Below are 13922 nucleotides of genomic sequence, written 5' to 3'. Positions count from 1 at the left end.
GCCATGCCACGTTTCTTCATCAACCTTTCGTTGACCATCAAGATCGTCTTTCTGGTTGGCCTCTTGGGTGCGCTGGCGGTCGTGATCACCCTCTACTCGCTGCGCAACCTCTACGAAGTGGATAGAGACTATCGGGCATTGATCGACAATGATGCTCAGGCCTCCATGCTGATCAACGATGCGGCCCTAGAGCTCAGCGATGCCAGCCGTCTGGTCTTCGCCGTGCTTACCGAGCAGGAAGCCGACAAGATGCGAGCCGTACAAGAGGTGCTGGATGCGCATCAGGCGCGATTCATCAGCATCGTATCCGAGGCTCGCCCGCTGCTGAGCGGTCAGGACCAGGCTTTCGAACGGATAATGGATCAACAGACCCAGGTGTTCGCCCTCGCTGCCGAGATCGTGGAATGGGCGGCTCGCTGGCGGGGAGACAGAGCACTCAATATCATCCATCAAGAGTTCGACCCTGCCCTGAACGCCTTGAAGGATGACATCGCGGCCATGCATGGTCGCACGGTAGACAATTATCAGACCACCTCGACCCACCTGGGCTCGACCACCCGGACCACCCTGATCAATACTTCCCTGGCGTTCGGGTTCGCTCTGGTCGGGGTGATTGGTCTGGCCGCCTACCTCTCCCTGATCCATATCTCACGGCCAATCGTCCAACTGACTCAGGTGATGGGCCGCTTGACCCATCGCCAGTATCAGGGGCGCATTGACTATACCGACAGGGACGATGAAGTCGGGCAGATGGCCCAAACGATGGAAGTGTTTCGCGACACCCTGCAACACGCTGAACGCCTTGAGCTAGCGGCGGAAGCCGCCAAGGCGAAGGCAGCCTTCCTGGCGACCATGAGCCATGAGGTCCGCACCCCGATGAATGCCATTCTCGGGCTTGCTCGGCTGTCGCTAAAACACCCGCTCGAACCGCGGCAGCGAGAGCGCATGGTGAGGATCGTCCATGCCGGCGAGCACCTGCTGGGTATCATCAACGACATTCTCGACTTCACCCGCATCGATAGCGGGCATCTCAAGATCGAAAGGATTCCCTTCGAGCCAAGCCCTCTACTGAAAGAGATGGGAGAGATGCTGGAGGAAAAAGCCAAGGAGAAGAAGCTCGACTTGGTCTGCGAAATCGACGCAGACACGCCCAGGTTGCTGGGCGACCCCTTGCGAATCAACCAAATCCTCCTGAACTACACCCACAATGCGATCAAGTTCAGTGACAACGGCGAGATCAGGGTCCGCTTGGTGGTCGAGCAGTCGGCTTCCGGGGGGCCATGGTTATACGGTGAGGTGATCGATCAAGGGATCGGCATACGGACGGAAGATCAGGAAAGATTGTTCACTCCCTTCGAACAAGCCGATGCTTCCACCACGCGCAAGTTTGGAGGAACAGGGCTAGGGCTGGCTATCTCCCGTAGCCTTGCTGAGTTAATGGAGGGAAGCGTGGGTGTCAGAAGCGTTCCTGGCGAGGGCAGCGTGTTCTGGTTCCGGGTTCGAGTCGATTTCGCCTCTGCCTCGGAATGGCCGGTAAGCAAGCAGGCACATGTCAATCCCAGGCAACTGACCGGGATGCGCATCCTGCTAGTCGACGATACCGAAGTGAACCGCCTGCTCGCTGCCGAGTTATTGCAGGAAGGCGGACTGGAAGTCGAAACGGCGGTCGATGGTATAGACGCCCTGAACAAATTGGCAGAGAGGGAAGATGGCGCCTTTGACGCTGTGCTGCTCGATCTGATGATGCCGGAGCTCGATGGAATGGAAACCTGCCGCCGGATCCGACAGCAGGCGCGCTTCAAGCAGTTACCGATCATTGCAGTCTCGGCCAATTCGAGCGCCAGGGATATCGCACAGTGTCGGGCGGTCGGCATGAATGGCCATGTGGCCAAACCCATCGATGAACGACAGTTATGGCAGGTGCTGGTGAACTGCCTGGTCGGCGGTAACACCATCGTGCCTAATATCCAGCCCTCGGCGCCAGACACGCTAACGGTGCTCGATCCCCAGCCGCTGTCGAAGCTGCAACAGCGGATACCGGCAGAGCGCTTTACACGAGTACTTTCCATGCTAGTGAGTGACTGCCGTCAACGGTCAGAAGAGGTTTATCGCCTGGCGCAGGAAGCACAGACCGAGCCAATGCGCCAGCTGTCTCACGATATCATCGGCACCGCCGGCCACGCAGGGATGAGGCGTCTTGCCGAGCAGGCAACCCGGATCAACCTGGCATTACACGACGGTGACCCGGAGGAAGCCATTCGCCTCGCCTTGCACATTTCCGACCTGGTAGCCGAGGCGCTGGACGTGCTCGAGAAAACCTTTGGCGCCTATCTTGAAACGGAAAGCGAGGGACCGGCTTGATATCTACCTGGCACAGAAGGTTCACCGATCCGGAGAGGCGTCAGAAGGTGCTTCTTGTCGAGGATGTGGAGCTGAACAGGGAACTGGCAGCGATTGAACTGGAAGATCTCTGTACCCTGATCCCGGCAGCAGATGCCGAACAGGCTTGGGAGTTGGCCTTGGCGGAGCTTCCCGACCTGATTCTATTGGATGTGTGCCTTCCGGGGATGAACGGTTTCGAGCTTTGCCGAAAGCTCAAGGAAGAGCCTCTCACCCAAGACATTCCGATTATCTTTCTCACCGCACTGGGTGACGCCCAGGATGAAGAGGAAGGCTTGAACCTGGGCGCCATGGACTACATCCGCAAGCCGTTTTCACCCCCCATCCTCCGGGCCAGGGTTCGCAACCATCTGCTAATGGAGCGCCAGCGCAGGCAATTGGCATTGTGGTCTCGACTGGATGGGCTGACAGGGATTGCCAACCGCCGCACGTTCGATCACCAGCTCAAGTGGGAATGGAGGCACCTTCGGAGCCGAAAGCAACCTCTGGGGCTTCTGCTGGTCGATGTGGACGAGTTCAAGGCATTCAACGATCATTTCGGCCATCTTGCCGGTGACGAGGTGCTGCGTAAGGTCGCCCGGACCTTGCATCGCTGCCTGCAACGCAATGACGATCTGGTGGCCCGCTATGGTGGCGAAGAGTTTGCCGCCCTGCTTCCGCAAACCGATCGCCAGGGGATGAGCCGATTGGCTGAAACCATGCGTGCGGCAGTACGTGATCTCGGCATCGAGCACCCTGTATCGACCGTGGTCCCTCACCTGAGTATCAGTGTCGGAGGGGCCAATCTGGTACCCGAGGATATCGGAGGGGCCCACGAGTTGATCGACCTCGCCGATAAGCAACTGTACTTGGCCAAGGCCACGGGCCGTAACAGGATCATGCTCTAATAGCCCCGCGCCGGCGACACCCCAAGCAGGACGACTCATCCACGATGGGCTAGAACTCACTCCAGTCGTCAGTATCGGCGGTACTGTGCGAAAGGTTTTTCTCCGACTTGGACGAAACGAGCTTCATGGGCTGATTCCCTCTCACTTCACTCTCCGCCACATTTTCAGATTGCTCCTTGCGCCGGTCTTTGGCTTGGCGAGTAAGCTGTGCTGTCACCGAAGCGGCCTGGTCATCGACACGGAAGGTGGCGATCAGCGCGGCAAGGCGCTGGGCCTGCTCTTCGAGCGACGCGGCGGCAGCGCTGGTCTGCTGCACCAGGGAAGCGTTCTGCTGGGTCACCGAGTCCATTTCGGTCAGTGCGGTATTGATTTGCTCGATGCCGCTGTTCTGTTCCCGCGTGGCGGTGGAGATCTCCCCCATCAGGGCGCTGACCTGACGGATGGAATCAACGGTTTCACTGATCGTCTGTCCACTGCGCTCGGCCTGTTCGGCACCGTTGGTGATCCGGGCCGTGGTAGCCTCGATCAAGCTGCGGATCTCCTTGGCCGATTCCGCACTGCGGCTGGCCAGGGAGCGCACTTCACTGGCCACTACAGCAAAACCGCGCCCCTGCTCCCCTGCCCGGGCCGCCTCGACAGAGGCATTGAGCGCCAGGATGTTGGTCTGGAAGGCAATGGAGTCGATCACACCGATGATATCGTTGACACGTTTCGCGCTCTCGGCGATCTCGCGCATCAGTTGCACGGTTCGCTCGACCTCCTGGCCACCGGCCTCAGCGGTCTTCGAGGCTGAGGCGGAAAGCTGGTCGGCCTCGATGGCCGTATCGGTATTATTGCTTACGGTGGATGCCATTTGCTCCATGCTGGAAGCGGTTTCTTGCAGAGCGGAAGCCTGCTGTTCGGTGCGCGAGGAGAGATCCTGGCTGCCCGAGGCTATCTCACCGGCGCCGATGAATACGCTATCGCTACTGTCGCGCAACGAGATCACCAGCGTCTTGAGCTTCTCCTGCATACGTCCGAGCGCGCTGTAGAGTTGGCCGATCTCATTACGACCGCGCTCTTCTATACGCGCGGTCAGGTCGCCATCGGCGATACGCTCGAAATGGGTAACCGCTTCCCGCAGCGGGGCCACCACCACTCGCATCATCGCCATGCGAATGAGGAATGCGGCGATGAGCGCCACGACCAGCAGACCGACGGTTATCATCGCCACACGCCGATCCAGGCTCTCGACCTCTGCGATGGCAGCGTCGCCCCGCTGTTCGCTGTAGGTAACGAAGGCTCCCATGGCGTTATCGAGCTCGACCCCCAATTCGGCCAGGTTCTCCTGACCACGCTGCACCTGGAACGGCATGGCATCCAGTAGCGGCATCAAGCCCTCGTTGACATAGGCCTCGTATGCCTTAGTGATGGCCTCGATATAAGGGGCCCGGGGATCTGTCGGCTCGATGGGAATTTGCTGGAACTCATCAAAGCGCTGCTGCGCCGCTTCCACGGCCGCCACTGCCATCTGCTGATTCTCGCGCCCCTTGTCGGGATTACCCTGGGTGCTGAGGCTGGCGTAGCGGTCCAGAAACGTCTGTGCCCGCAGTACGTTCACCTGGGTACGGTTGGCCAGGTTGGAGAGCTTGACGTTGGTCTCCGCCAGGTCGTGCAAGGCCGCTTCACCAGCGGTGGTGGCATAAAACCCCAGACCGCTGATCAAGCCGATCATCAGCACCAGTACGACCAAGGCAGCTGTCAGGCTCCACTTGATGGATAGGTTTTTCATCGAACAGCCCCTGTGACAAGTTTTTTTAGAGAGTATGTTTTTCATGACTATCGGCAGAGAGGCTGAGATATTGAGGCATTGCCCGAAAATCGACTGTTTTAGTCCACTGAGGCCTTCATCGCCGACCGGTCACTGTCCCAAAGGTCTAACGACCGCCACAGATATCGATAAATGTTCCTGTCGAATAGGAGGCTTCATCCGACAACAACCACAGGATAGCGTTGGCGACTTCCTCCGGGCGGCCGCCATGCTTCATCGGTACTAAATCTTTCAAGCGCTCGATTCGGTCAGGTTCGCCGCCACTGGCGTGGATATCGGTATCGATGATGCCCGGACGCACGGCATTGACGCGGATGCCCTCGTCGGCAACCTCCTTGGCCAGCCCGATGGTGAAGGTATCGATCGCGCCCTTGGCGGCCGCATAGTCAACATATTCGTTCGGCGCACCAAGACGCGCCGCCATCGACGACACATTGACGATCGCCCCACCTGCCCCGCCGTGCTTGGTCGACATCCGGCGGATCGCTTCACGCGCGCACAGGAAACTGCCCGTCACATTGACCCCGAATATCCGAGCCAGCCGCTGGGCGTCGATCGTCTCGACCCGGCCCTGGCGCTCGAGAATACCTGCGTTGTTGACCAAAGCACCAATGGCACCCAACTGTCGCTCAGCCGTTTCAAAAAGACGCATGACATCGGCCTCGATACTGACATCGCCGGCCACAGCGATCGCCCGGCCACCGGAAGCGGTGATCTCATCGACGATAGCCTCGGCAGCCTGGCTGTTAGAACGGTAATTGATACAAACCGTGTATCCTCTAGCTGCCGCTAACCGCGCCGTCGCCGCCCCGATTCCTCGGCTTGCGCCGGTAATCACCATGACCTGATTCATGCTGCGCCTCCGTATCGGCCCGACGTTCTCATGATTGACACCAATGCTTCATACCGTACCACTCGTTGCCTGCATCGACTGCCATATCTTGCAGCCCTTTCTTAGGGCTAGCTAAGGCCGTACGTCTTCGCGTGATCCGAAGGCCACGATGAATATATCCACCGTTCAGTTTTGCGGAATGAAGAAGACTTAACTGACTCCTTCTTCACCCCATGTGCATTTGGTCAACAAGGGCGACCCAAAATCTCGATACATCTTCTCTTCATTACTTAATTCACAGTTGAGGACTAGCGGTTTTCCACCGAGTTCTGCATTCTCGCCTGGTTCACGCTTTGAGTATAACCATACTCGTTCTTCCTTGCCGTCTATCACTACCACTATCTGCTGAGTAGCAACAAACTCGGCTGGAATGAATTGCGTTATTCCCCTTCGTCTAACCTCCGGCAGCTCTATGACACCGTCATCATTTGTAAAAGCGTGATCTTCACCCTCATCATTCCAATTCCAGCGCCGAATGACTTTGGCATTTTTCAAAGGTTCTTTATTCAGGGTAATCGTGATTCTGGTTGGAGAAAAAACGTAAGCTTTCCCCACATCAAAGAAAGACATGGCGATTACCACGCTAGACAGTGAAAGCGCTATTACCAATATTAAAAGTTTCATTTTAAGGTGAATTTCATTCCAACAGATCGCCTTCAGCGAAGGTGGTCAGCACCTGGTTGCACAGATCGCGCTGGGGCGGTATGCCACCGGCTCGCGAGTGGTAGGCTCTCTCGCCAAGTGTCGGCAAAAATTGCAAGGCATCAGTAAAGACCAGCTCGTGACTGCCGTCATCGAATTGGTGAAAGTAGAAAACCCCTTCCTCGGCGGCCAGGCGTTCGATGAGGGCTAGATCCGATTCACAACATTGCACGACATATTCGCGCTCCGGCAGCTCTCGCGTAATGCCAAGCGTCACGTCGATGAGGCCGTTCTCTTCGCACAGCTGCTGAATGATTGTTGGTAGTGTCGCATTCTGAAAGATACGCCAACTCCGGTTCAACCCGAGCCGCCACAAGTCGGGACGAATCACTACATCGTAGAAGGTCCGCCGATGATCGGTGTCGCCACAAGCAAACTCACTGACCACACCATTGACCCGGCGCCGAACCTGACCATCCTGCCAGACGATCAAACCCGCTTCACGGTCCAGGAAAACCGCAGGATCAAGATCGTCCTGGTGACTGGCAAAGTTGACGGACAACGTGAACGGCTTGGACAACGAGTCGTCGAGGGTGAAATCGATGACCGCCAAGTCTGTGCCTTCCTCGGCACCGTCCATGGAGAGGGTGAACTGAAGACCCGGGGGATTGGCCATATGCTGCGTCCCTGCAGAAAATAATGAGAATTATTAGAATTACTAATAAACGTATCGAATACACTGCCCCGGAACAAGAGTTGGCATGTAGGAAATCGACCACGATTTTTGTAAGAGATTGACGACAAGAGGATGGCGGTTTTCGCTTACATCGCTTGCCCTACCACCCGATACGTGGTTCATGTCGGCACATGGCAACAAGCTGTTGGATACCGGTACGATTATCGAGCATCCGTTGGCCACTGCCTCGGCTAACATCCTTTGTCAGCCGCCAACTCTGCAATGAAGATAACGGAAGCGGGCTTCTGAGTTTTTGGGTGTAAAGGCTCGCGCATCTCGAACAGCCGAAACCCACTATTTCGGAACAATGACACCCAACTCTCCAAGGTTCTGAAATACCAAGGGGCCGGGTCGGTGAAATCAGAATGAAAGCCGTCCCATGAGCCCTCTCTCCAGCCATCCTGGTAGGGTAAATCACCGCACGCTGTCACCGGGTGAAGCGTTTGCACTATTAACGCCCCTCGCGGATTCAACAACGAGGGTGCAGCATTGAACAATTCTTCGACTGACGTTTTGCCAAGTAGCGAAAAATTGCAGACAGCGACATCGAACGAACTTTCGAGTACACCGCTGGCAATCTCCTCGTAAGAAACTACGTGAAAACTCCCGCCCCCCGTATCTTGAGCGTATTCGATCGGACTCGGAACGGCATCTACCCCCACCACGTGCATCGCTCTGGCCGTGAGTTCTCGGACAAGCCATCCTTCACCGCAGCCAATATCGAGAACGGAGTGGGCGGAACGACTCAAGACGGCGTCGACGATTGCGTTATTTGTCGCCAGCTTACGACTCTCGATCCGTTCGCCACGGACAGCGGTGACCCATGGAGACGCATTCTTGCTCCACGACTCGACTATCTTCTCTTCACTGCTTGGGTTCATGGGCTATTCCTGTGCCGAGACCATTTCGCCCTCCAAAATGAAACTACGGTCGGTCTGCGACACGAATTCGATATGAATGATGCCGGCACCTTCGAGCCCCTCGAATTTTCCGCTGCCACCGACCACTTCCCATACTCCATTGTCGAGCAACATTGGCTTGTCATCTGCGCCCGGAACGAAGACGGCGCGCAATAGCCACTTCACGTAAGCCACGTCATTCTCCGACGTCGTGAACACCAGATAACCGGTGGCATCACCGTTCATACCAGGCACAACGTCGTGAAAGCCGTATTCCGTGACAGCCGTTTGCGCGAGCGGGCCACTGCCGGTCGCTTCGCCCTCGCGCTTCACCATCTGGACAATCCGATTACTGTCATCGGCAAACTCGTGGCGTATCTGCTCTGTTGGACTCACGGCGGCTTCGATCTTGATCGGCTCTGCAGCCGCCGATGAGATGAACGCTCCTAAGCATGCCATTATGGTGGTGGTTTTCGTCAGACCCTGCGTTAGCTGATGTTTTTTCATGCCCCTGCCCTCCCGTTGAAGGCATTCTTATGTTAGCGGCTAATGAAATCTTAGAAGGGAACTGACGAGTTTGAGCAGTGCGAGGTCTGTCCTGGGGAGAAAATCAGCATATTTATTCATCCACTATCCATCCACGTTAGTCCCTCCTTGGTCCATCGTTAAAGGGAAGGCCAACGCTATCATCGATCTTTTGTACCAGTTTCCATGGACCTTTTGTACCAGTTTTCATGGCCGGCATGGAAAGAGCCCCACCATCGGACGACTAATGTTGGGTGTGGCACGGACACCTCAGAAATGCCTTGGCAAACCCGTGACTGACAAAAGGTGCCGTCTTCCTACCGCTCGGCCATGGCCAGTTTCGCTCCCAACGCCACGAACACGCCTGAGAACGTCCGCTGAATCCACTTGATCACCCCCGGCGAATTCAAAAGATAGGTACGCACGCCATTGGCACATACCCCATAAGCGATGAAGACAGCTAACGTCATGAGCATGAACACGGCACTCAACAGCAACATATAAGCGATCGAGGATTCCGCATTATGGGGAACGAATTGCGGAAGGAACGCCAGGAAGAAGATCGATAATTTTGGATTCAAGATATTGGTGAGGAATGCCCTTACCGCGACTTTCGACACCTTCTTGTCGCGTGACTCATGATGAAAATCAATGGCCCCGGACTCCTTCCACATCACCCATGCCAGGTAGGCCAAGTAGGCAACCCCTAGATACTTGATGATTTGGAAGGCGACACTACTGGCATGCAGAATGGCGGCCAACCCCAGGACGCTGGCCAGCAAGTGAGGAACGATCCCCGCCGTGCACCCCAGCGCAGCAAAGACACTGGCGCGCTTGCTGCTCATCAGCCCCGTGGATATCGTGAAGAGCATACCCGGCCCCGGTAACAGAACCACAACCAGCGAAGTAATCAAGAATTCGATGCCAAGCATACAGGGGCTCCCATTCATTGCGTCAGTCACATAGTTGACGCCCTCCTCACTCCCTAGCCATCTCTTCCATGGCCTGGGCCAGTGCCGCCGTCAGACGCGCCATGGCATCGTAATCCAGCTTCTCGTAGGTATCATCGGAGCTGTGATAGTAGGGGTTACGAAAGTTGGCGGTATCGGTCAGCATCATGGCCGGATAGCCCATCTGCCAGAAGGCCCAGTGATCGGAACGTCGGATGTCACCGATCAGCTCTGGAGCCGCCATCCCTTCCGAGGGAAATTCAGCATAGTGGCGAAATGCCCCGATGACCTGCCGTACCAGACGGCGTGAGGTCACGTTGCCTACGAATGCCAAGAAGTTACCGGTATCCGGATAAAAGTGCTCAAGGAAGGGAGGATAGAACTGGGTACCGGGATCGTCGACGTAATAGCCAAGCATCTCCAGAGAGATCATTCCCAGGAGCTTCTCATCATTCATCTGCAACTGGCGCGCATAGTTCAAGCTGCCCATCGCGTCACTGGCGAAGAAAGGCATTTCTTCGTTGGCGAAGGCAACCAGGTGGATAGTCCGATCAGGCTTCCTTTCTCGCAGTAATCGCGCCAGTTCGAGCAATACGGCTACGCCAGAGGCGTTGTCGTCGGCACCCGGGCTACCCCGTACCGTATCGTAATGGGCACCGATAACCAGCGCTTCGTTCTGTAGACTCCTTCCCGGTAGCCTCACCCCGACGTTGGCGAACATCTCGTCTTGGGTCGCGATGGTTTGCCTGAATGGCTCATATCCAGCCTCTCGCAACACTTGGTCGATGTAGGCGGCCGCCTCATGCATGCGCTCGGACTGCCAGTAATGACGCTCGCCAATCTGGTGAGCCAACATGCGTACGTGCCCTCGCAGACGATTGCGCAAGGCCGTCTTTTCGGCATCCAAGGGCGGCGCAACCTCTCGGTAGGATTTACCCGGCATATGGAACATGACCATATAGCCTGCCCCCAGTCCTCCCACGATGAGGCCAAGGACACCTGCCACTCCCCATCCGATAAGCCGTTTCCTCATCCCAGCCACCCTCTTTATGCTCAGTCGCGGTCGGGGGCACCGAGCGGGAAAAGGTGACGATAAGGCCGCGCCTCATCCACGGCACGCGCGAAGGAGGGCCGTTCGAGCAAGCGCTGCCGATAGGCTCGGACGTTAGGGAATTCCTCGCCAATCGGATGCGTCCAGTCAGCGTAGAACAAGTCGGGCGCAGCAGCGCAATCGGCAAGACTGAAGGTGTCGCCGGCCGCCCACTCGCGCTCCTTCATCACACCGTCGAGCCACCGGTAGGCGGTATCGAGCATGTTACGCGCTTCGGCGACCCCTTGGCGGTCGCGATTTTCCGCCTTACGAATACTGTCGATCACGATCTTCTGCTGCGGCGTAGAGATGTAATTGTCGAAAAAACGGTCCATGAGACGTACGTCGAGCGCAGCACGTGCATCTTCGGGAATCAACTTCACCGGTCCAGGATGATGAAGTGCCAAGTATTCGATGATGATGCTCGCCTCCATCACCGTACGGCCTTCGTCCACGAGCACGGGGAAGCGCTTGATTGGCCACAACGCCTCGAGCTCCGCCATCACGTGTTCGTCGCCCGGCTCGAGCATGCGAAACTCGAAGGGAAGGTCATTCTCGTATAGCGCGATCAGCGCCTTCTGACAGTATGAAGAAAACGGGTGGGCATACAGTTTCATGGTTATCTCTGACTCCCTGATTCGTTGCCCCCATCGAGAAATCGATAGGGCTGCCTTTGCTGGTCGTCCGAGAAAGAAGCAAATCGACCAAGGCGAGACATCTATGCCCGTGACTTTTCCTCTCCTTCACGTAATCGTGCACGAAGAAATTCCACGAAACGCCGTACACGCACCGGACGTGGGCCGGTACCGGGAAACACCACGTTCAGTGGCAGGGACATGCCTTGCCATTCCTTGAATGCCGGTTCGAGACGACCAGCAGCCAGATCGGCACGTACATCGAGCTCGCTTTTGAAGGCTAGACCGACCCCATCCAATGCCCACTCGCGCACCAGGCTACCGTCATTGCTGATGCGGTCGCCATGGATCTCCACTACCACGGTTTCGTGACCTCGCTGGAACGGCCAACGTCGATAGGCCATGCCACCGCTCATGTACACCAGACAGTTGTGTGCCAGAAGATCCTCCGGCCGTCGTGGTCGGCCATGTTTCTCGAAATAGGCCGGTGCACCGACCACCAGGCGGCGATTGTCGAGCAGCTTCCTGGCAACCAGCGCCGAATCCGGAAGTTCGCCGAAACGGATTGCCAGATCCAACGGTTCCGAGACCAGATCGCGTACTTCATCCCCGGCTAACAAGGTGAACTGGATCTGAGGGTGTCGCTGCTGGAATTCATTCATCAGCGGACGCAGCCACAGTCGCGCGAAATCCATTGGCGCAGTCAATCGGATATCACCACCGACATCGTCGCACTCATCGTGGATCGCATGACGCGCTTCGTCCAGTAGGGCCAGGCCGGGAGCGACACGTTCTCGGTACAGCATGCCTTCCGGTGTCAGTCGCAGTGTTCGGGTATTGCGTTCGACCAAACGTATGCCGAGTTCCGCTTCCAGCCGTTTCAGGCTGGCGCTTGCCGCCGCCGGTGTACGCCCGAGACGGCGCGCAGCGGCACTCAAGGAACCGAGACGAGCAGCTTCGACGAATACGCGAAGATCGTTGAGATTGGTCATTTTCAAATTTTCATTGAAAGAGTTTTATAAGTTAGGCCAATTATCCGCAACACGTCGAGAGTCCACAATGCGTGCCATTCATGCACGGAAAACAGGAGTCTCCGATGACGTCAGTCATTGACACGACATCGTACACATGGGTCGCCATGATCCGCAGGCTAGCGGAGGTGAATCGATGAAACCGGCATTCGCTTCGATACCCGCCGGCTTGTATGCCCTGACCGCCGGCGCCTTCGGCATTGGTGTGACCGAATTCGTGATCATGGGCATTTTGCTCGAGGTGAGCCTCGATCTCGGAGTGTCGATACCGGCTGCCGGGTTGCTGATCTCCGGTTATGCACTAGGGGTGGTGGTCGGCGCACCGGTGATGACGGTATTGACCGGACGCTGGCCTCGCAAGACGGCACTGCTGGCCTTGATGGTGATCTTCACGCTCGGCAACGCGGCCTGCGCCCTGGCGCCGAACTATGGAACGTTGATGGTGGCACGGGTCATCACCGCCTTCGCCCACGGTACCTTTTTCGGTGTTGGTTCGATCGTCGCCACCGGGCTGGTGGCACCTGACAAGAAGGCTTCGGCCATCGCCATCATGTTCACCGGGCTTACCGTCGCCAACATCCTAGGCGTGCCTTTCGGCACCTGGCTTGGCCAGGCGTTGGGTTGGCGTGCCACCTTCTGGGCGGTAACCGTCGTTGGCGTGCTCGCCTTGGTGGTACTGGGTCGCTACGTGCCACGCGATCAAGCAGCGCCTGAAGTCAGCGATTGGCGCAACGATCTGCGCGTATTGGCTCGGGGGCCGGTGTTGATCGGATTGCTGACCACAGTACTTGGTTTCGGCGGTACCTTCACGGTGTTCACCTACATCGCTCCCATCTTGACTCAGGTCAGCGGTTTTGCGGAATCCGCTGTGTCTCCCATCCTGCTGGTGTTCGGTGCGGGGTTGGTAGCCGGAAACCTGATCGGTGGCCGCTTAGCCGACAGGCATCTTGCGAGAGCGGTGTTGGGTACCTTGCTGATTCTTGCCGCTGTGATGGGCCTGATGGCCTTCGCCATTCACGACCGAATCCTTGCCATCGTCTTCGTCGGTTTGCTCGGTGCGGCCGCTTTCGCCACCGTGCCACCACTGCAGATGTGGGTACTGTCGAAAGCCGAAGGTGCCGGCCAGAGCCTGGCTTCCAGCTTCAACATCGGCGCTTTCAATCTAGGCAATGCCATTGGCGCCTGGCTGGGTGGTTTCACTCTCGACCACGGTCTGGGCCTGGGTGATCTGCCCTGGATAGCAGCACTGGTGCCGCTGGCAGCCACGGCCACAGCGCTTCTCGGTCTACGTCTGGCCCAACAGCCATCTCATGCCATGGCAGACATCGAGGCCGTCGCTCACTCCTCCAAGTGCTAAATTTTCGACATCGGCGATACGCCGATGTCGGCATGGTAATACTCCGCCAGAGTGACACTTGAGCTTGC

The 13922-nt window shown here is 57.1% G+C and carries 13 protein-coding genes; 3 read left to right on the top strand and 10 right to left on the bottom strand.

Annotated features, from left to right (window positions below; genetic code table 11):
* Positions 1-3: 3 nt before the first annotated feature.
* Together L861_RS01260 and L861_RS25205 are read left to right on the top strand one after the other, a co-directional pair.
* Complete coding sequence (locus L861_RS01260) at positions 4-2361, top strand: ATP-binding protein (protein ID WP_016414715.1); 2358 nt, start codon at positions 4-6, stop codon at positions 2359-2361.
* A 47-nt stretch (positions 2362-2408) separates the two neighbouring features.
* Positions 2409-3287: a diguanylate cyclase domain-containing protein gene (locus tag L861_RS25205; RefSeq protein ID WP_016414714.1), complete on the top strand. Its 879-nt coding sequence runs from the start codon at positions 2409-2411 to the stop codon at positions 3285-3287.
* A gap of 49 nt (positions 3288-3336) precedes the next feature.
* Here the strand turns inward: L861_RS25205 and L861_RS01250 are convergent, their stop codons facing one another.
* The 10 genes from L861_RS01250 to L861_RS01205 form a co-directional block, all read right to left on the bottom strand.
* The gene (locus L861_RS01250) at positions 3337-5058 is read right to left on the bottom strand and encodes a methyl-accepting chemotaxis protein (RefSeq protein ID WP_016414713.1); all 1722 of its coding nucleotides are present in this window, start codon (positions 5056-5058) and stop codon (positions 3337-3339) included.
* A 145-nt stretch (positions 5059-5203) separates the two neighbouring features.
* On the bottom strand, positions 5204-5950 hold the full coding sequence (locus L861_RS01245) for an SDR family oxidoreductase (protein ID WP_016414712.1): 747 nt from the start codon (positions 5948-5950) through the stop codon (positions 5204-5206).
* 189 nt (positions 5951-6139) lie between these two features.
* Positions 6140-6559 carry a DUF6795 domain-containing protein gene (locus tag L861_RS01240; protein ID WP_144062931.1) on the bottom strand — a complete coding sequence of 140 codons (420 nt, stop codon included), beginning with the start codon at positions 6557-6559 and terminating at the stop codon, positions 6140-6142.
* Positions 6560-6626: 67 nt separating this feature from the next.
* Positions 6627-7307 carry a type VI secretion system tip protein VgrG gene (vgrG, locus tag L861_RS01235; RefSeq protein WP_016414710.1) on the bottom strand — a complete coding sequence of 227 codons (681 nt, stop codon included), beginning with the start codon at positions 7305-7307 and terminating at the stop codon, positions 6627-6629.
* Positions 7308-7558: 251 nt separating this feature from the next.
* On the bottom strand, positions 7559-8248 hold the full coding sequence (locus L861_RS01230) for a class I SAM-dependent methyltransferase (RefSeq protein ID WP_016414709.1): 690 nt from the start codon (positions 8246-8248) through the stop codon (positions 7559-7561).
* A 3-nt stretch (positions 8249-8251) separates the two neighbouring features.
* Positions 8252-8773 (bottom strand): hypothetical protein, encoded by a 522-nt coding sequence (locus L861_RS01225; protein ID WP_016414708.1) that lies wholly within the window; start codon positions 8771-8773, stop codon positions 8252-8254.
* A 335-nt stretch (positions 8774-9108) separates the two neighbouring features.
* Positions 9109-9723: a LysE family translocator gene (locus tag L861_RS01220; RefSeq protein ID WP_016414707.1), complete on the bottom strand. Its 615-nt coding sequence runs from the start codon at positions 9721-9723 to the stop codon at positions 9109-9111.
* Positions 9724-9769: 46 nt separating this feature from the next.
* Positions 9770-10774 carry a M20/M25/M40 family metallo-hydrolase gene (locus L861_RS01215; RefSeq protein WP_016414706.1) on the bottom strand — a complete coding sequence of 335 codons (1005 nt, stop codon included), beginning with the start codon at positions 10772-10774 and terminating at the stop codon, positions 9770-9772.
* Positions 10775-10794: 20 nt separating this feature from the next.
* Entirely contained in the window at positions 10795-11448 is a 654-nt protein-coding gene (locus L861_RS01210; RefSeq protein WP_016414705.1) for a glutathione S-transferase family protein, read from the bottom strand.
* Positions 11449-11549: 101 nt separating this feature from the next.
* Entirely contained in the window at positions 11550-12458 is a 909-nt protein-coding gene (locus L861_RS01205) for a LysR family transcriptional regulator (RefSeq protein WP_016414704.1), read from the bottom strand.
* A gap of 175 nt (positions 12459-12633) precedes the next feature.
* Between L861_RS01205 and L861_RS01200 the strand changes: the two genes are divergently transcribed.
* Positions 12634-13854, top strand: coding sequence for an MFS transporter (locus L861_RS01200; protein WP_016414703.1), 1221 nt, complete (start codon positions 12634-12636; stop codon positions 13852-13854).
* The last annotated feature ends 68 nt before the right edge of the window (positions 13855-13922 follow it).

This window comes from Litchfieldella anticariensis FP35 = DSM 16096, from assembly GCF_000409775.1.
Taxonomy (GTDB): Bacteria; Pseudomonadota; Gammaproteobacteria; order Pseudomonadales; family Halomonadaceae; genus Litchfieldella; species Litchfieldella anticariensis.
Note: the sequence above shows the minus strand (reverse complement) of the source record. Positions and strands in the feature narration are given on the sequence as shown.